17 protein-coding genes and 1 pseudogene are annotated in these 16244 nt (G+C 73.5%); 11 read left to right on the top strand and 7 right to left on the bottom strand.

From position 1 onward, the window contains the following. Window positions 1-768 (bottom strand): annotated as a pseudogene (locus ACYVGT_RS11940) (OmpA family protein); the annotation flags it as partial. A 184-nt stretch (window positions 769-952) separates the two neighbouring features. On the opposite strand from ACYVGT_RS11940, the gene ACYVGT_RS11935 reads away from it, so the two are divergent. From ACYVGT_RS11935 to ACYVGT_RS11910, 6 genes are all read left to right on the top strand, one after another. After that, the gene (locus tag ACYVGT_RS11935) at window positions 953-3301 is read left to right on the top strand and encodes an ATP-binding cassette domain-containing protein (protein WP_460857171.1); all 2349 of its coding nucleotides are present in this window, start codon (window positions 953-955) and stop codon (window positions 3299-3301) included. Between the two features lie 76 nt (window positions 3302-3377). Further along, the gene (locus ACYVGT_RS11930) at window positions 3378-4241 is read left to right on the top strand and encodes a class I SAM-dependent methyltransferase (protein WP_460857168.1); all 864 of its coding nucleotides are present in this window, start codon (window positions 3378-3380) and stop codon (window positions 4239-4241) included. Next, complete coding sequence (locus ACYVGT_RS11925) at window positions 4238-4489, top strand: Smr/MutS family protein (RefSeq protein ID WP_460857165.1); 252 nt, start codon at window positions 4238-4240, stop codon at window positions 4487-4489. Before ACYVGT_RS11930 ends, ACYVGT_RS11925 begins: the two co-directional genes overlap by 4 nt. Window positions 4490-4545: 56 nt before the next feature. Continuing rightward, entirely contained in the window at window positions 4546-4731 is a 186-nt protein-coding gene (locus ACYVGT_RS11920; RefSeq protein ID WP_460857163.1) for a hypothetical protein, read from the top strand. A gap of 85 nt (window positions 4732-4816) precedes the next feature. Beyond that, on the top strand, window positions 4817-5140 hold the full coding sequence (locus tag ACYVGT_RS11915) for an antitoxin of toxin-antitoxin stability system (RefSeq protein WP_460857160.1): 324 nt from the start codon (window positions 4817-4819) through the stop codon (window positions 5138-5140). Continuing rightward, window positions 5137-5418, top strand: a complete 282-nt coding sequence (locus ACYVGT_RS11910) for a type II toxin-antitoxin system RelE family toxin (protein WP_460857158.1) — start codon at window positions 5137-5139, stop codon at window positions 5416-5418. Before ACYVGT_RS11915 ends, ACYVGT_RS11910 begins: the two co-directional genes overlap by 4 nt. A gap of 58 nt (window positions 5419-5476) precedes the next feature. Here ACYVGT_RS11910 and ACYVGT_RS11905 read toward each other — a convergent pair whose 3' ends face one another. Further along, entirely contained in the window at window positions 5477-6736 is a 1260-nt protein-coding gene (locus ACYVGT_RS11905) for a DUF418 domain-containing protein (RefSeq protein ID WP_460857155.1), read from the bottom strand. Between the two features lie 227 nt (window positions 6737-6963). On the opposite strand from ACYVGT_RS11905, the gene ACYVGT_RS11900 reads away from it, so the two are divergent. From ACYVGT_RS11900 to ACYVGT_RS11890, 3 genes are all read left to right on the top strand, one after another. Then, entirely contained in the window at window positions 6964-8106 is a 1143-nt protein-coding gene (locus ACYVGT_RS11900) for a sensor histidine kinase (protein ID WP_460857153.1), read from the top strand. After that, window positions 8103-8705 carry a response regulator transcription factor gene (locus tag ACYVGT_RS11895; RefSeq protein ID WP_460857150.1) on the top strand — a complete coding sequence of 201 codons (603 nt, stop codon included), beginning with the start codon at window positions 8103-8105 and terminating at the stop codon, window positions 8703-8705. The genes ACYVGT_RS11900 and ACYVGT_RS11895 overlap by 4 nt, the downstream gene beginning before the upstream one ends. A gap of 137 nt (window positions 8706-8842) precedes the next feature. Next, window positions 8843-9019 (top strand): PspC domain-containing protein, encoded by a 177-nt coding sequence (locus ACYVGT_RS11890; protein ID WP_460857148.1) that lies wholly within the window; start codon window positions 8843-8845, stop codon window positions 9017-9019. A gap of 91 nt (window positions 9020-9110) precedes the next feature. Here ACYVGT_RS11890 and ACYVGT_RS11885 read toward each other — a convergent pair whose 3' ends face one another. The 4 genes from ACYVGT_RS11885 to ACYVGT_RS11870 form a co-directional block, all read right to left on the bottom strand. Then, window positions 9111-9629, bottom strand: coding sequence for a GNAT family N-acetyltransferase (locus ACYVGT_RS11885; RefSeq protein WP_460857145.1), 519 nt, complete (start codon window positions 9627-9629; stop codon window positions 9111-9113). A gap of 133 nt (window positions 9630-9762) precedes the next feature. Next, window positions 9763-10620: an Fpg/Nei family DNA glycosylase gene (locus ACYVGT_RS11880; protein ID WP_460857143.1), complete on the bottom strand. Its 858-nt coding sequence runs from the start codon at window positions 10618-10620 to the stop codon at window positions 9763-9765. Between the two features lie 12 nt (window positions 10621-10632). After that, window positions 10633-10836: a hypothetical protein gene (locus tag ACYVGT_RS11875; RefSeq protein WP_460857185.1), complete on the bottom strand. Its 204-nt coding sequence runs from the start codon at window positions 10834-10836 to the stop codon at window positions 10633-10635. 367 nt (window positions 10837-11203) lie between these two features. Next, a complete protein-coding gene (locus tag ACYVGT_RS11870; RefSeq protein WP_460857140.1) occupies window positions 11204-12415 on the bottom strand; it encodes an aromatic amino acid transport family protein in 1212 nt (403 codons plus the stop codon). A gap of 174 nt (window positions 12416-12589) precedes the next feature. Here ACYVGT_RS11870 and ACYVGT_RS11865 point away from each other — a divergent pair, with 174 nt between their 5' ends. After that, the gene (locus tag ACYVGT_RS11865) at window positions 12590-13168 is read left to right on the top strand and encodes an enoyl-CoA hydratase/isomerase family protein (RefSeq protein ID WP_460857137.1); all 579 of its coding nucleotides are present in this window, start codon (window positions 12590-12592) and stop codon (window positions 13166-13168) included. A gap of 121 nt (window positions 13169-13289) precedes the next feature. On the opposite strand, the gene ACYVGT_RS11860 is transcribed toward ACYVGT_RS11865, so the two are convergent. Beyond that, window positions 13290-14399, bottom strand: coding sequence for an NADH:flavin oxidoreductase/NADH oxidase (locus ACYVGT_RS11860; protein ID WP_460857135.1), 1110 nt, complete (start codon window positions 14397-14399; stop codon window positions 13290-13292). Between the two features lie 229 nt (window positions 14400-14628). Between ACYVGT_RS11860 and ACYVGT_RS11855 the strand changes: the two genes are divergently transcribed. Next, complete coding sequence (locus ACYVGT_RS11855; RefSeq protein WP_460857133.1) at window positions 14629-15942, top strand: YsnF/AvaK domain-containing protein; 1314 nt, start codon at window positions 14629-14631, stop codon at window positions 15940-15942. Window positions 15943-16244: the final 302 nt, after the last annotated feature.

The following is a 16244-nucleotide window of genomic DNA, read 5'->3' as shown; positions in this document are numbered from 1 at the left end:
GTCGTCGGTCAGCTCGGCCTCGTCGAACTCGAACAGGACGTCGGCCCGCAGGGCCACGGTCTCCTGGTCGGAGTCGGTCTCCCGCCCGCCGACCACGCTCTCGGTCGTCGAGACCAGCGAGGAGACGAGGGGCTCCTCCTCCGACTCCCCGCCATCCACCGGGACGGTGACCGTCTCGCCTTCCTCCGGCCACCCTTCCGCCCGCTCCTCGGGGAGGCCGGCGGGGTCGTCCCGCGGTTCGCCGTCGGTCACGGGCACCCCCGCGAACTCCCCGATCCCGCCGGGCCCCTCGACGGTGACGCGGTCCGGGTCGCCCTCCAGGGGCGGCAGGAACGCCACCATCTCGTAGGTGACGCCCGGCTTCCACAGCTCTTCCTCGTAGAAGTCGCCGATGTCGGCGCCGATGTCGGGGAACGGGGCGTAGCGGAGCTGGTTGACCGGGTCGAGCACCCGGAAGAACGACTGGATGTGCATGGGGTTGTCGTAGGCGCCCATCTCCTGGATGGGTTCGTCGCCCAGACCCGTGTATTCGACGGTGAGGCGCGTCATCCCGTCGATGCTCGCCAGCTCGGTGACCTCCATCCGGACGTTCTGGTACGCGCCCCAGGTGCCGACGTAGCCTTCGCGGACAAATCCGTCTTCGGGGGTGCCGCCGGAGCCGCTGCCGCCGGGCTCCTCGGGTTCGCCCCCTCCGCCGAAGAGGCCGCAGGAGCTGGCGGACAGAGTCAGGGCCACGGCTCCCGCTGCGGTGGACAGTGTGCGCTGCATGGAGGGGCTCCATTCGTAGGCATGCGCTCTCCACTGTGACGTGCAGCACCGGATTCCGGTTCGGCTGGCGCGGAAAAACATCGGTAGGGCAGTGCAGCGGCGTCCCCGCGCCGCCCGCCCGCAGCGGCCTGGGCGGCGGGTCCCGGTGCGGACGTGCGGTCCCCTTTGCCTGCGGGTCCCTAGGATGGGGCCGGTGGAACCCGATCGCTTCGTGCGCGTCCGCGGGGCGCGCGTGCACAACCTGCGCGACGTCGACGTCGCCATTCCGCGCGACGCACTGGTCGCCTTCACCGGCATCTCCGGGTCGGGGAAGTCGTCCCTGGCCTTCGGCACCCTCTACGCCGAGGCGCAGCAGCGCTATCTGGAGTCCGTCGCCCCCTACGCGCGCCGGCTGCTGCAGCAGGTCGGAGCGCCCGACGTGGACGCCATCACCGGAATGCCGCCGGCTGTGGCGCTGCGCCAGCAGCGCGCCGCGCCGTCGTCGCGCTCCACGGTCGGCACGCTCGCCCAGCTCTCCAACACGCTGCGGATGCTCTTCTCGCGCGCCGGCGATTACCCGCCCGGTGCCGAGCGGCTCGACTCCGACGCGTTCTCGCCCAACACCGCGGCCGGCGCGTGTCCCCGCTGCGAAGGCATCGGCGCTGTCCTGGACACGACCGAAGAACTGCTGGTGCCCGATCCGGGCCTGAGCATCCGGGACGGTGCGATCGCGTCCTGGCCGGGAGGGTGGCAGGCGAAGAACCAGCGGGAGATCCTGGAGACGCTCGGCTACGACGTCGACGCCCCGTGGAAGTCGCTGCCCCGCGGCGACCGCGACTGGGTCCTCTTCACCGACGAGCAGCCGGTGGTGACCGTGCACCCGGTCCGTGCGGCGCACCGGATCCAGCGGCCGTACCAGGGCACGTTCGCCAGCGCCCGGCGGATGGTGCTGCACGCCTACGCCGCCTCCGCGAGTGACGCGCGCCGGGACAAGGCCGCCGCGTTCCTCTCCAGCGAGCCGTGCCCGGTCTGCGGCGGAAAGAGGCTCCGCCCGGAAGCGCTGGATGTGGCCTTCGCGGGCCGCGACATCACCGAGCTGGCCGCGCTGCCCATGTCCGATCTCGCCGCGGTGCTCGCACCGCACCGCGACCGCACCGAAGGCGCCGCGGGGGTGCTCGTCTCGGACCTGCTGGACCGGATCGACGTGCTGGAGCGGCTCGGCCTGGGCTACCTGAGCACCGGGCGCGGCGCGCCGAGCCTCTCGGCCGGCGAGGTGCAGCGGCTCCGGCTGGGCACGCAACTCCGCTCCGGCCTGTTCGGCGTCGTCTACGCGCTCGACGAGCCGTCCGCCGGCCTGCACCCCGCCGACGCCGAAGCGATGATGGAGGTCCTCGCCGGGCTCAAGGACGCCGGCAACAGCGTCTTCCTGGTAGAGCACGACCGCGATATCGTCCGCCGCGCCGACTGGATCGTCGACGTCGGCCCGGGCGCAGGCGCCCGCGGCGGGCGCATCCTGCACAGCGGCCCGGCCGCGGAGCTGCGCAGCGCAGCGGAGTCGGCCACGCGCCGCTACCTCTTCGACCCGCCGCAGCGCCCCTCCCGCGGACGCACGCCGGACGGCGTCCTGCCGCTGCGCGGGCTGTCCCGCAACAACCTGCGCGACCTCGGCGCGGACCTGCCGCTCGGTGTCCTCACCGCGGTCACCGGCGTATCCGGCGCGGGCAAGACGTCGCTGCTCGCCGAGGTCGCCGCGCACGCAGCGGAAGCCGGCGGCGACCGCATCACCCGCACCGTCGAGGTCGACCAGCGCCCGATCGGCCGGACCCCGCGGTCCAACCTCGCCACCTACACCGGCATGTTCGACGCGGTACGCAAGCTCTTCGCGGCGACCGGTACCGCGCGCGAGCGCGGCTACGGTGCCGGGCGGTTCTCCTTCAACGTCGACGGCGGGCGCTGCCCCGTCTGCCGCGGCGAAGGGTTTGTCGAGGTCGAACTGCTCTTCCTGCCGAGCAGCTACGCGCCCTGCCCCACCTGCCGCGGCGCCCGCTACACCCCGGAGACGCTGGAGGTGGCCTACCGCGGCGCCACCATCGCCGACGTGCTCGCGATGACCGTGGAGGAGGCGTCGGCGTTCTTCGCCGACGTGCCGGCGGCCGCACGTGCGCTGCAGGCGCTGGACGAGGTCGGCGTCGGCTACCTCCGGCTGGGACAGCCCGCGACCGAGCTGTCCGGCGGCGAGGCGCAGCGCATCAAGCTCGCCTCGGAACTGCAGCGCGGCCGCCGCGGCCGCACCCTGTACCTGCTCGACGAGCCCACCACCGGCCTGCACCCGGCCGACACCGACCTACTGGTGCGGCGGTTGCAGGACCTGGTGGACGGCGGCGCGACCGTGGTGGTCGCCGAGCACGACATGGACGTCGTCGCCGGCGCCGACCACGTCATCGACCTCGGGCCGGGCGGCGGGGCCGCGGGCGGCCGGATCGTCGCCCAGGGCACCCCGGCCGAGGTGGCAGCGGCCCCCGGCAGCCGCACCGCCGACTTCCTGAAGGCGTAGCCGGCCCGGCCCCCGGCGGCGGCCGGCCCTGCGGGGAGGCGGCCGGCCCGGCGGCGTCCGTGTGAGGATGGGGCGCATGAGCGACACCGGTGCGGGCGGCACGGACACCGCCGACATTCCAGCGGCCGTGGCGCGGGTGGCGCGCCGACCCGCGGGGCCCGCGGAGAGCGCGCGGGCCAGCCGCGCCTGGTGGGACGCCTCGGCCGACGAGTACCAGGCCGAGCACGGCGGCTTCCTCCGCGACGCCGGGTTCGTGTGGGGTCCGGAGGGGCTCGACGAGGCCGACGCCCGGCTGCTCGGCCCGCCCGAAGCGCTGCGCGGCGCGCGGGTCCTGGAGATCGGCTGCGGCGCCGCCCAGTGCGCCCGGTGGCTGCTCGCCCAGGGCGCGCGGCCGGTGGGGGTCGACATCGCCTTCCGCCAGCTCCAGCACGCCCGGCGCATCGACGGCAGCGAGGGCGTCCGAACGCCGACTGCGCAGGCCGACGCGCAGGTGCTGCCGTTCGCCGACGGAGCCTTCGACATCGTCTGCTCGGCTTTCGGCGCCTTCCCGTTCGTCCCGGATGCGTCCGCCGCGGTCGCCGAAGCCGCCCGCGTGCTGCGCCCGGGCGGCCGCCTCGCGTTCGCCGTGACCCATCCGGTGCGCTGGATGTTCCCGGACGACCCGACCGCGTCGGGGCTGACCGCCGAGCAGTCCTACTTCGACCGGACCCCCTACATCGAAGAGGACGCCGCGGGCCGCGCCGCCTACGTCGAGCACCACCACACGCTGGGCGACTGGATCGGCGCCATCGCCGCCTCCGGCCTGGTCCTGGCCCACCTGGCCGAACCCGAGTGGCCCGCGTCCCTCACCCAGACCTGGGGCGGCTGGGGCCCCGTCCGGGGCCGCCTCCTCCCCGGCACCGCCATCTTCGCCGCCGACAAGCCCGCGGAGGCCCGATGAAGCTCAAGCTCGACCTGCACGACATCTACAACCGCGGCGCCGACATCGACCGCGCCCTCGCCGACATCCTCGCCGAAGCCGTCCGCACCCGCGCCCCCCTCGTCGAGATCATCCCCGGCAAGGGCTCCGGCCAGCTCAAGAAGCGCGTCCTGCGCTACCTCGACCGGAAGGACGTCCGGCCGCTCTACCACCGGATCGACAAGGACTCCAAGAACCACGGCCGCCTGTTCGTGCGCTTCAAGCACTGAGGAGGATTGGTGCCCGGGGAGCCCGTGGACGGTGGCCATCGCGCCGGTATGAGGCGGTGTCCGCGGAATCGGCGGAGGAGCTGACCGAGCATGCCGATATGGCCGGGATGGACGTGCCGTCTTGCCTTGTCAACGCGGCCCTGCGGCAGATGGCAGAGACCGAGCAGGCGGAACAGCAGTTCGCCCGCGTCGGTGCGCTCATCGCGGAGGCCGAGCGCGATGCCCCCGGCGTCGAAGCGTGAGCGGAAGGCGGAGCGGTGGGAGGAGCGTTCGTTCGAGGCGCTAGGGCTGCCTGCGGATCCATGATTGCCGCGGAATCGTGCCAACGTGGCCGACCTCGCCAACATCGCCAACATGGCGCATAATGGTGGCATGAGTGCTGAGCGCGCCGAACTGTCCGTTGCCCACGCCCGCGATCACTTCTCCGAGCGTGTGAACAGAGCCGCTTATGGAGATGAGGTCACCTATGTGACGCGTGGTCGCAAGCATGAGCGCGTGGCGGCGATCGTCCCGATCGGTCTGGTCGAGGCATATGAGGAGATGATCGATCTCGAGGACGGGCGAATCGCCCACCAGCGGCTGGAGGAGATCCGGTCCGGGGACGCTGAAGTCGTTTCCGCTGAGGACGTGGCCAGGGAGCTCGGCCTGTGACGGACGGTGGATCACGCGTCTTCGAGGTGGTGTTCGACAGCCGGGCCCGCAAAGAACTCGGCAAGCTGGACGGGATCGTCGCTCGCCGCGTGTACTCGGCCGTGCTGGCGCTGGCTGAGGAGCCGCGCCCCGATGGCTGCCGCCAACTCAGCGGTTACCCGGGCCTGTGGCGTGTCCGGGTGGGCGACCATCGAGTGGTCTACTCGATCGATGACGGCCGGCTCGTCGTCGTAGCCCTGCGCATCGCTCATCGCCGTGAGGTGTACCGCAAACTCTGAGGCCGCTTCCACGTCCTGAGCCGCATTTCTCCTTTCCGTGCGTCGCACGGCCGCGCCGCTACGGGGTCGGGCCGGTTCGCGGGGCCGGGCGGTAGGTGAGCCTGCGCAGGAGGACCTCGGCCGGTCCGCGGAGGCCGGCGCGGTCCAGGGCGAAGGCGATGGCGACGGTGGCCAGCCAGGCCGCGATGCCGAGGGCGGCGGCCGACCAGCTCGACAGGTGGGCGCCCAGGCCGAGGCCCCAGGCGGCGAGCAGCGGCCAGAGCAGGACGGACTGGGCGAGGTAGCCGCTGAGCGAGCGGCGGCCCAGGGCGGACAGCGCGCGGACCGGCAGCCGGCCTGCGGAGCCGCGCCGGGCGATGCGGTGCGCGATCAGGCCGAACAGGGCGGCGTACCCCGCGCCGGTGAAGATGCCGGTGAAGAAGTGGACCGCGGTCAGCGCACCGTCGGGGGCGATCTCGGCGGCACCGGTGTGCTGCAGCGCCACCGCGATCCCGGCCGCCCAGCCGGCCCCGATACCGAGCACGGCGGTGCGGCGCAGCAGCTTCAGGTGGCGCTGCGGCTCCTCGAGCACCCGGTGCCGCGCCGCCAGCAGGCCCATCACGAACGCCGCCGGCAGGGCGAACGAGACCACGCCCGAGAACATGGTGAACACCCAGGTCGGGAAGCGGACCAGCGCCGAGGCGAGGAAGGCCGGCTCGGCGATGCTGAGCCGCTGCATGTCGGCGGCGCTGAACGCTTCGCCGGCGGGGGCCGCGTAGGCCGCCGCGACGGACACCGCGCACACCACGGCGGCCGCCCCCAGCAGCGCGCCCAGCCAGATCATGATCGTGCGGTCGCTGCGGTGCAGCAGCAGCCCCACCATGATCAGCCCGATCAGGCCGTAGGTCCCGATGATGTCGCCCTGCCACAGCAGCGCCGCGTGCACCGCACCGAACGCGAGCATCCACCAGTGGCGCCGGCGCAGCAGCCGGCGCACGTCCGCAGGGCCGGCGCCGCGGGCCGCCTGCCGGGCGGCCATCTGCCCGATTCCGTAGGCGAACAGGAAGCCGAACATGGTGTGCGTGCGGGCGTCGACGACGATCAGGGTGAGCGCCTGCACGATCCGGTCGGCGAGGCCCCCTCCGACCGGGTGGAGCATCGCCGCGCCGGTCGGAGCGGTGTAGAGGAACCAGGGGACGTGGGCGAGCACGATCAGCAGCAGCATCATGCCGCGGGCCAGGTCGGGGGCGAGGATGCGCTCGGCCGCCGTCGTCGGGGCGGCCGGCTCGGCAGGGCGGGGGGCGCTCGCGGGGAGGGGCGGAGCGGTGGATTCGGACATGGCATCAACGATGTGCCGCAGGCCCGCCCCGGGCCCAGTGGGGCGAGTCACCGGTTGGCCGTGACATCTGTGCGGGGGCGGACATGACGCGGCGTCACTGGCGGGGGTGGGATGCTGAGCCGGAGACTGCTGGGTGTCCGATCCGCGACACCGACACTGCTGGGGGTTTTCCGGATGGTTCAGGGCCTGCGGGCGCCGGCTGCGGCGGCCCATCGGGGGGTGTGCCCGTGACGTCGCCGCAGACTGAGGCGCAGCAGGGCCAGTTGCGCAGCCTGAACCACTCGATCGTGATCGGCTCGCTCTCGGCGGTCGGGGCGCTGCTGATCGCCGTCGACGCCCGGTCGCTGTCCGACGGCCTTCTGCTCGGCTCCGGGCTGGCGCTGACCCTGCTCGTCGTGCAGCGGTGGAAGGGCGAGCGCGTGCCTCCCGGCGAGCTGCTCGCCGGCCTGGCGGCGGTAGCCGTGGTGTGGCTGCTCAGTGTGCTGGTCGCCGACCTCACCGCCGGCGCCTACTTCTTCGCGGTCCTCGCCACCGTCACGCTCCTGGAGCTTCCGCGCCACCGGCGTGTGCTGAGCGCGGTGCTCGGCGTCTATGTCGCCGCCGTTCTCGTGGTGAAGCTGACGGTGGGCCGCGAAGACGCGGTGGACGTGCTCATCCGGTACGTGGGCATCTCCGCGTGCGTCTCCCTGGGCGGCGTCACCCTCGCGTTCCTCGCCCATGCGGTCCTGGGCCTGGTCAGCGAGCTCGCCCGGGCGCGCGAGCGCGAGGCGGAGATGGCCGTCATGCAGGAGCGGGTGCGCTTCGCCGGCGACCTGCACGACATCCAGGGCCACACACTGCACGTCGTGAAGCTCAAGATCGCCCTGGCCAAGCGGCTCCTGCAGGTCGACGCCGGCCGGGCCGAGCGGGAGCTGGACGAAGTGCACACGCTGGTCGGCGACACCATCGCCGAAACGAAGGAGCTCGCCTACGCCCAGCGCAGGCTGAACCTCTCCGCCGAGCTGGAGAACGCGAAGAACCTGCTCGAGGCGGCCGGGATCAGCGTGCACGTCGACCGCAGCGGCGAGCCGGGAGCCGGCGGCGAACTGCTCGGCCAGGTGCTGCGCGAGACCACCACCAACATCCTGCGGCACTCCGACGCCGGCGAAGTGCGGATCAGCCTCACCGGCGACGGCATATCCGTCGCCAACGACGGGGCCGGCACCGGGGAGCAGCCCCGGCTGGGCGGGCTCGCCGCGCTGCGCGACCGGCTGGCCGCCGAAGGCGGCACGCTGGAGGTGGAGCGGAGCGGGGGGCGCTTCCGGACGGCCGCGGCGGTTCCGTACCGCCGCTCCGGCGCCGCACCGACGACGCGGAAGGACGACCGATGACCACCGTGGTACTCGCCGACGACGAGGCGCTGCTGCGCACGGCGCTCGCGTCGCTGCTCCCCCTGGAAGGCGACGTCACCGTGCTCGCCGAGGCCGCAGACGGCGACGAGGCCGTGCAGGCCACCCTGGAGCACCGTCCCGACGTGCTCGTGATCGACCTGGAGATGCCGGGCACTGACGGGCTCGGGGCGGTCGCGGCGATCCGGCGGAAGCTGCCCGACCAGCCGGTCCTCATGCTGACCCGGCACGCCCGGCCCGGTGTGCTGCGCAAGGCCCTCAAGCTCGGCGTGCAGGGTTTCGTCAGCAAGTCCGCGGACCCGTCGCACATCACCGAGGTGGTCGCCGCCCTGCACGGCGGCCGCCGGTGGATCGACCCCGAGGTGTCGGCGCTGGCGGTCATCGACGACAACCCGCTCACCGACCGCGAGGCCGACGTGCTGCGCGAGACCGGCGAGGGCTACTCCGTCGCCGACATCGCGACCCGCGTGCACCTGGCGCAGGGAACCGTGCGCAACTACCTCTCCAACGCCATGCAGAAGACCCAGACCCGCAACCGCCACGAGGCCGCCCGCTACGCCCGCGAACACGACTGGCTGTAGCGGCGGGCCGGTCCGGGTGATGTGGCCCACCGCGCCGCGCAGGGCGGGTGATCTCGGGAGCTGCGGGTAGAGGGCGGGTGGGGCCGGAACAGGCCCGTCCGCGCCGCGGACCGCCGAATCAGGAGGGGCCACTGCAGATGGCGAATCTGAGCAGAAGCAGTTCGTCGAAGGTCATCGCGGGGGTGTGCGGCGGCCTGGCCAAGCGCTTCGGCCTGTCGCCGACACTGGTCCGCGCCCTGTTCATCATCTCCTGCGTGCTGCCGGGCCCGCAGGTGCTCATCTACATCGCCCTGTGGATCATCATGCCCAAGTAGAACTGACCCCTGCCCGGCCGCGCGCCGGAGCAGGCGGCGCAGGACGCACGGGGCTCGGCAGCGGCGGCAGCGGGCTGAGGAGCGGCTGCCGTCAGCGGTCCTCGTTGAGCACCTGGTAGACGATGTGGTCCTGCCACTCGCCGGCGATCCTGAGGTAGCGGGGCGCGATCCCGAACGGGGTGAAGCCGTTGCGCGCGAGCACGCGCTGCGACGCGGTGTTGTGCAGGAGCGTCTCGGCCTGGAGCCGGTGCAGCCCCAGCCCGGTGAACGCGCGGACCTTCGCCTCGGCGAGCGCGGCCGTGGCCACCCCGCGGCCGGCGGTGTCCTCGGCCACCCAGTAGCCGACGCTGGCCGACTGGAAGGCGCCGCGGGTGATCCCGCTGAGCGTGATGCGCCCGGCGATGCGCCCGCCGTCGACGATGGCGAGCGGCAGCATGGCCCCGGCCGCGTACGCCTTGAGCGCCGCGTTCAGCAGGCCCCGCTGGGCGGCCGCGGTGAAGTAGGCGTCGTCGCGGAGCGGTTCCCACGGTGCCAGGTAGGCGCGGTTGCGGCGCAGCACCTGCGCCAGCTCCTCGGCGTCGTCAGGGGTGAACAGCCGAGTGGTCTCCACGGTCCCGCCTCCGTCGCCCGGCACCCGCTCCGGGCGCACCGGAACGACTCTACTGGGGCCGGCCCCTCCCCGGGGCGCTCCCGCAAGGGCAGCCCGACGGGGCGTGCGGCCGCTGGTCCGGGCCGGCTTCCCGCTACTTCAGCAGCCGGGACATGCGCCGGTCCGCCAGGATGCGCCCGCCGGTCTGGCAGGTCGGGCAGTACTGCAGGGACGAGTCGGCGTAGGAGACCTCGCGGACGGTGTCCCCGCAGACCGGGCATGCCTGCCCGGTGCGCCCGTGCACGCGCATCGCGCGCCTGCCGGCCGCTGCCCGGTCCCCCGCCGCGGCCCGGGCGCGCTCCAGCGCCGCGCCCAGCACCGAGCGGATCGCATCCGACAGCCGGTCCACCTCGTCTCGGCCCAAGTCCGCGGCCAGCGCGAACGGTGAGATGCGCGCCGCGTGCAGGATCTCGTCGGAGTAGGCGTTGCCGATGCCGGCGATCAGCTTCTGGTCGCGCAGCACCCCTTTGATCCGGGTGCGCCGTCCGTTGAGCAGGGCACCCAGAGCGGCGGCGCCGAAGTCCGGCGCCAGCGGCTCGGCGCCGAGGTCGGCGAGGCCCGGTACCTCGGCCGGATCGTGCACGAGCCAGACCGCGAGCCGCTTCTGCGTGCCCGCCTCGGTGACGTCGAATCCGGAGCCGTCATCCAGCCGGATCCGCAGCGCCAGCGGGCCCTTGCCCGGCCGCGGCGCGGCGGACGGCAGCCGGTCAGCGAGGCGCACGCGCCCGGCGCGGGCGAGGTGCAGGACCAGGTGGAGGCCGCCGATCTCGGCGTCGAGGTACTTGCCGCGCCGCTGCACCCCGGCGAACTCCAGGCCGCCCAGTGCGTCCAGCGGCGGGTCGTAGGTCTTGAGCACGGCGACGGCGCGCACGTCCGCGCGGGCGACCGCGCGGCCCCGGGTCCGCGCGTCCATCTCCTCGGCGAGCGCCTCCAGCTCAGGCAGTTCGGGCATGGCGCATCCCCCTCACGTCTCCTCCAGGTGCCTACCCCGCGTCTCCCGGATGCAGCGGAGCACGAACACGGACGACAGCGCGGCGGAGACGGTGTGGAGGAGGGGGGAGCCGCTGAGGCTCCACCCGCACGGGCGCGGGACGCTCGCCGTGGCCGGCCGGTTCGCGATCCACCGGGCGGCGGTGGCCGCACCCGTGGCCGCGCTCCGGATCGGCATCGGGAACATCTCCCCGATCAGCACCCGCATGACGATGCTCTACGACGTCCCGTAGCAGAGCACGAACAGGCGTGCGGCGGCCAGCGCGGCGCCCCCGGCCGAACGCGGCGCCCCATCCGGTCGACCAGGAGGAGCGCGATCACCGTGCCGGCGATGGTGGCCACCGAGGTGAACAGGCTCGGCAGTAGCGCGCCGTCGGCGCTCGCCGAGTAGGAGAAGACCACGCCGGTGCCGGCGCGCGACGCCGCCGCAGCGTGCCCGCTTACGGTGCCGGCTTCCCCCCCCCGGGAGGCCGCCGGGCACCGTGCCACATGCCCGGGCGAGGGGCGGGCGCGGCGGCGCAGTCCGGCTCCGCCGCGCCCCGACGTCACGCCCAGCCGTCGGGGACGAGGCCGGCGGCCGTCAGCAGCGAGTAGAGGAACGCGAGGCCGAAAACGGTGATGAGTACGGCCTGGAGCACGGGATGCGCGATCCAGCCCGCCTTCCACAGGGGCTCCTGGTCACCGAAGCGGCGGGCGCGGCGCAGCATGAGCACGGGGACGACCGACATGATCGCGCCGGCGAACCCTCCCGCGTACCCCAGCGCGGACACGAAGCCGGCCAGGTTCAGGGCGGCGATGAGGAACGGCGGCACGGCGATGAGCGCGAGGGCGGCCAGCCGGTACCCCGGCGCGTCCTGCGCGGGCCAGGAGAAGCGGTCGAAGACGTTGGTCATCAGAGTGAGGCCGATCGCCCAGAAGGACGTGAGCATCGCGAGCACCGCGAAGGCGTTGGCCAGGATGTAGGCGACCGGGCCCAGCTCGCGGCCCCAGCCGATGGTGATGACCTCGGTGACGCCGTCCGGCCCCATCATCCCCAGCGCCGCGAGCGGCACCAGCACCAGCAGGAAGCCGGTCGCCCCCATGCCGGCCACGACCGCGCCGGGCAGGACGCGACCGCCGTGCCCGGCCAGGCCGCGGGCGAGCTCGGGCACCGTGTACTGCGCGATGAACGCGAACACGGCGAGGTTCATGATGGGCACCACGAAATAGGGGTTGGTGTAGGCCAGGTGCTGCGCCTCCACCCCCGGTCCGGCGATCGTCCACCCGCACAGCAGCAGGATGATCCCCAGCATCGCGACGGTGATGAACTGCTCCGAGCGTCCGGTCGCCTTCAGGCCCAGCCACACCACCGCGACGCCCGGCACATAGAACAGGGCGCTGCCCAGCACCGGCGGGATGCCGAACAGGTCGCCGAGGATGGCGCCGCTTCCGCTGGCGTAGGAGATCAGCGCGCCGATGCCGTTGACGGCCACGCCGGCGAAGATCAGCCAGGAGCCCGTCTCGCCGAGGTACTTGCGCGCCAGTCCAGCCAGCTGGAGCGGCTTGCGGGTACGCAGCGACACCTCGGCCACGTACAGCATGGAGACCGTGGTCAGGAAGCCGGCGATGCCCAGTGCCACGACGAGGGCGAGCAGCCCGCCGTTCCGGGCTCCGTAGGGGAGGCTGAGAATTCCGGCACCGATGTTGGCGCCGAAGATGATCGCCACGCCCTGCCAGAAGGACAGGACGGGGGAATGACTGCGCTGCTGAGAGGACACGGTTCTCCTTGCGCCGGTGGCGGCAGGCGCCGCCCAGGGGGTCCGGATGTGACGAGGATACGCATCGTATGTGTCGATTCGGTGTCCCGGGCTGGGGAAACCGGCCCCCGCCGTCGCCGATGGCCGCGCCGGTGGAGCACCATCCTCTGGACGACCCGCTGGAGGAGGAGAACCATGGACGCACCCGCCCCCCGATCCCCGCGCATCCAGGATGCAGAGGGGGTCCGCACCATCGCGTTCGACCGCCCGGAGGCCCTGAACGCCCTCATTCCGGACGACCTCGCCGCCGCGGTGGCGGCCCTGCGCGAGGCCGAGGACGGCGCCGCCGCGGCCGTCGTGTTCACCGGGACCGGGGAGCGCGCCTTCTGCGCGGGGATGCACCTCTCCTGCTTCGAAGGGCTCACCCCGGGTTCGGCGCGCGCGCTCATCACCGGGGTGCGGGACTTCCTGCGGGCGGTGCGGACCAGTCCGCTGCCCACGGCGGCCGCCGTCAACGGGCACTGCATCGGCATCGCGTTCGAGCTGGCCCTCGCCTGCGACCTAAGGAGCTCATCCTCACCGGAGACCTCTGGGAGGACGCCCGGCTGGAGGGGCACGGGTTCTTCAACCGCATCGTCGAGCGGGCCGAACTGCACGGGGCCGCGGCGGAGCTGCTCGGGCGGATCACCCGGCACGAGCCCCGCGTCATCGCGGCGCAGAAGCGGCTCTTCGAGACGTGGCAGAACACCGGGCTGCAGGACGGCGCAGAGGTGAGCATCGGCGAGTTCGCGCGCGTCTTCGCCTAGCGCGCGTGGTGGGTGGCGTCTGCCGCGAGTCGTGCCGCCGGGGGCACCGCCGACACCGCTCGCGACGAACGCCATTCACCGCACACGCCCTAGCCGCGCGAACCCACCGCGTAGGCGTACTGGTGCGGCCAGCGCCGCTCGGCGCCGAGGTGGCGGGCGGCGTGGTGCGGCCAGTAGGGGTCGCGGAGCAGTTCGCGGCCGAGGAAGACGGCGTCGGCAGCGCCGGAGGCGACGATCGACTCGGCGTGGTCGGCGTCGGTGATCATGCCGACCGCGCCGGTCGGCAGCTGCGTCTGGGCCCGCACGTCCGCGGCGAACGGGACCTGGTAGCCCGGCTCCGCCGCGATCGCCGCGTCCGGCACGGCGCCGCCGGTCGACACGTCGAGCAGGTCCACACCGAGCGCCCGCAGCTCCTTGGCGAGCCGCACGGTGTCCGCACCGGTCCAGCCGTCCCGCGGGTCGGCGGGGTTCTCCGACAGCCAGTCGGTGGCTGATGTGCGGAACAGCACCGGAAGGCTGTCCGGCCAGACCTCGCGGACCGCCGCCGCCACCTCCAGCGCCAGCCGGATGCGGTTCTCGAACGGGCCGCCGTAGGCGTCGGTGCGGGTGTTCACCGCGGGGGAGAGGAACTCGTGCAGCAGGTAGCCGTGGGCTCCGTGCACCTCGGCGACAGCGAAGCCGGCGCGCAGGGCGCGCCGGGCGGAGTCCGCGAACGCGCGCACGACGCCGGCGATCTCCTCCTCCGTCAGCGCGTGCGGCGCGCGGAAGCCGCCGAACGGCTCGCCCGTGGGGCCGACCGGCGTCCAGCCTCCCTGGTCCAGGGGCACACTGGCCGACGGGTCCTCCCAGGGCACGTGGGCCGACGCCTTGCGTCCGGCGTGCGCGAGCTGGATCGCCGGGACGGCGCCGTGCGCGCTGACCGCCGTGGTGATGCGGCGGAAGGCGCTCTCCTGCGCGTCGTTCCAGAGGCCGAGGTCGGCGGGGGAGATCCGGCCCTCCGGGCGGACCGCGGTCGCCTCGACCATGACCAGCCCGGCGCCGCCGGCGGCGCGCGCCGCGAGGTGCCCGAGGTGGAAGTCGGTGGGGGAGCCGGTCTCCGGCCCTTCCGCGGCCGCCGAGTACATGCACATCGGCGACATCCACGCCCGGTTGGGGATGGTCAGCTCGCGCAGTGTCAGAGGCTCGAACAACGCACTCATGAATCGTCACTTTCCAAGCGGGGAACGCGGTTTTGTGGACAAAACCGGCACTCGAACCCTAACCGCGCGGTCGGAGTGAGGGGGCGCACGCCGGCGGCGGGGCCGGAGCGGAGGGGCTCAGCAAAAGTGCGTCACTTCTCGCCCACAAGAGGACAAAGTGGGGCATCCCACCGGGATTGGGAGGGCACCGGACCCGTAGCGGAGATGACGAGTCGGGGGATTGGTTCACATGGCGGAACAGCGAACGGCACAGGACTTCGTCGGCCACAGCCTGCTGGACAGGGAAGGGAACCACGTCGGCAAGATCGAGCAGGTCTTCGTCGACGACCGGACGTCGCAGCCGAAGTGGGTGTCCGTGCAGACCGGCATGTTCCGGAGCCGGCACGTGTTCGTCCCGCTCCAGGGGGCCCGCTCGCAGGCGGACGACCTGACGGTCCCCTACGACCGGCAGATGATCAAGGACAGTCCCCGATTCGACACTGACCAGCACCTCTCCATGACCGAAGAGGAAGAGCTCTACCAGTACTACGGCGTGAACGTACCGCACGCCCGCACCCAGCCCGAGGCCGAGCAGATGGACCACGCGGCGGAGCACCGGACCGAGGCGTCCGGCGGCGCGGACACCGCGCAGCGCGCGGCTCCGGACAGCGCGGCCCCGGACAGCGCGGCCGCGGGCACCGCTGCCGCGGCGGGTACCGCCGCAGGCACGGACGAGGGGCAGCATGCGCAGCACGCCGGGCCCGAGGCGGAAGCGGCGGACTCGGCCGCGGCGCCCGACGAGGCGGCCGCGCAGCGCGCGGCCATGCCCCCGCGCGGGCGGCACGCCGCCCCGGCCGGGGAGACCGCGGAGGGGATGGCGGCCGCGGAGGACACCGAGGGCAGCGCAAGCGGTACGGCCCACGAGCCGATTCCCATGCCGGCCGCCGCTCCGGAGTCCGCGCCGCACGACTCCGATTCCCTGCAGTCCGAACGCATGGTCTACGAGGGCAGCCCGCCGAACGCGGCCGGAACCGCAGCCGCGCCGTCCGCTGAATCGGCGGCCGCACCCGCGGCAGCGCGGGCGGAGGACGACGGCGACCTGTCCATGACCCGCTACGAGGAGCAGGCCCGGGTCGAAGTCTCCAACGACGAGGTGGGGCGGGCGCGCGTCCGCAAGACCGTGGAGCACCAGCACTTCGAACGCGACATCCCGGTCAGCCACGAAGAACTGCGCATCGAGCGGATGCCGGTCACCGAGGCCGACCGCGCGCCGGACGGCACCTTCCAGGAGCGGGACGAGGAGATCTACCTCTACGCCGAGCACGCCACGGTGACCACCGAATCCATCCCGGTGGAGAAGATCCGCATCACCAAGGAGGCGGTGTCCGGCACCCAGCACGTCGAGGGCGAACTGCGCCGCGAGCGGATCGTGATCGACGGCGACTCCGGTTTCACCACCGACGACGACGCCGAAGAGCAGACCGGCGCGGCCGACGGCACCGCCGGGCCCGGTACGGCGGACTCCGCCGCCGAGACCGGCTCCGACGACCACCGCGCCCTCTGACCCGGAACCGTCCGCAACCCCGGCGCCCTGCCGATCCCGCATCGGCCGGGCGCCGCTGTCCTGCGGCCTGCGCCGGCGGCCCGGCACCGGCACTGCGCCGGCGGCCCGCCATCCTTGCCGCGGGCTGCCGCCGACCGCCGTGCGGGAGGCGCGGCGCGTGCGGACCGCGGAATCTGTTCTGCGGTCCGGCGACCGGCCCGGCTGCCCGGGCTCGTCAGTTCAGCTCTGCGCGGCCGGGCCAGGCAGCCCCGCCGGTGCACGGGACGCGGCAGGGGAAGGGCGGCCCGGCTCCGGGAGCCGCC

The organism is Nocardiopsis coralliicola (assembly GCF_054779695.1).
Note: the sequence above shows the minus strand (reverse complement) of the source record. Positions and strands in the feature narration are given on the sequence as shown.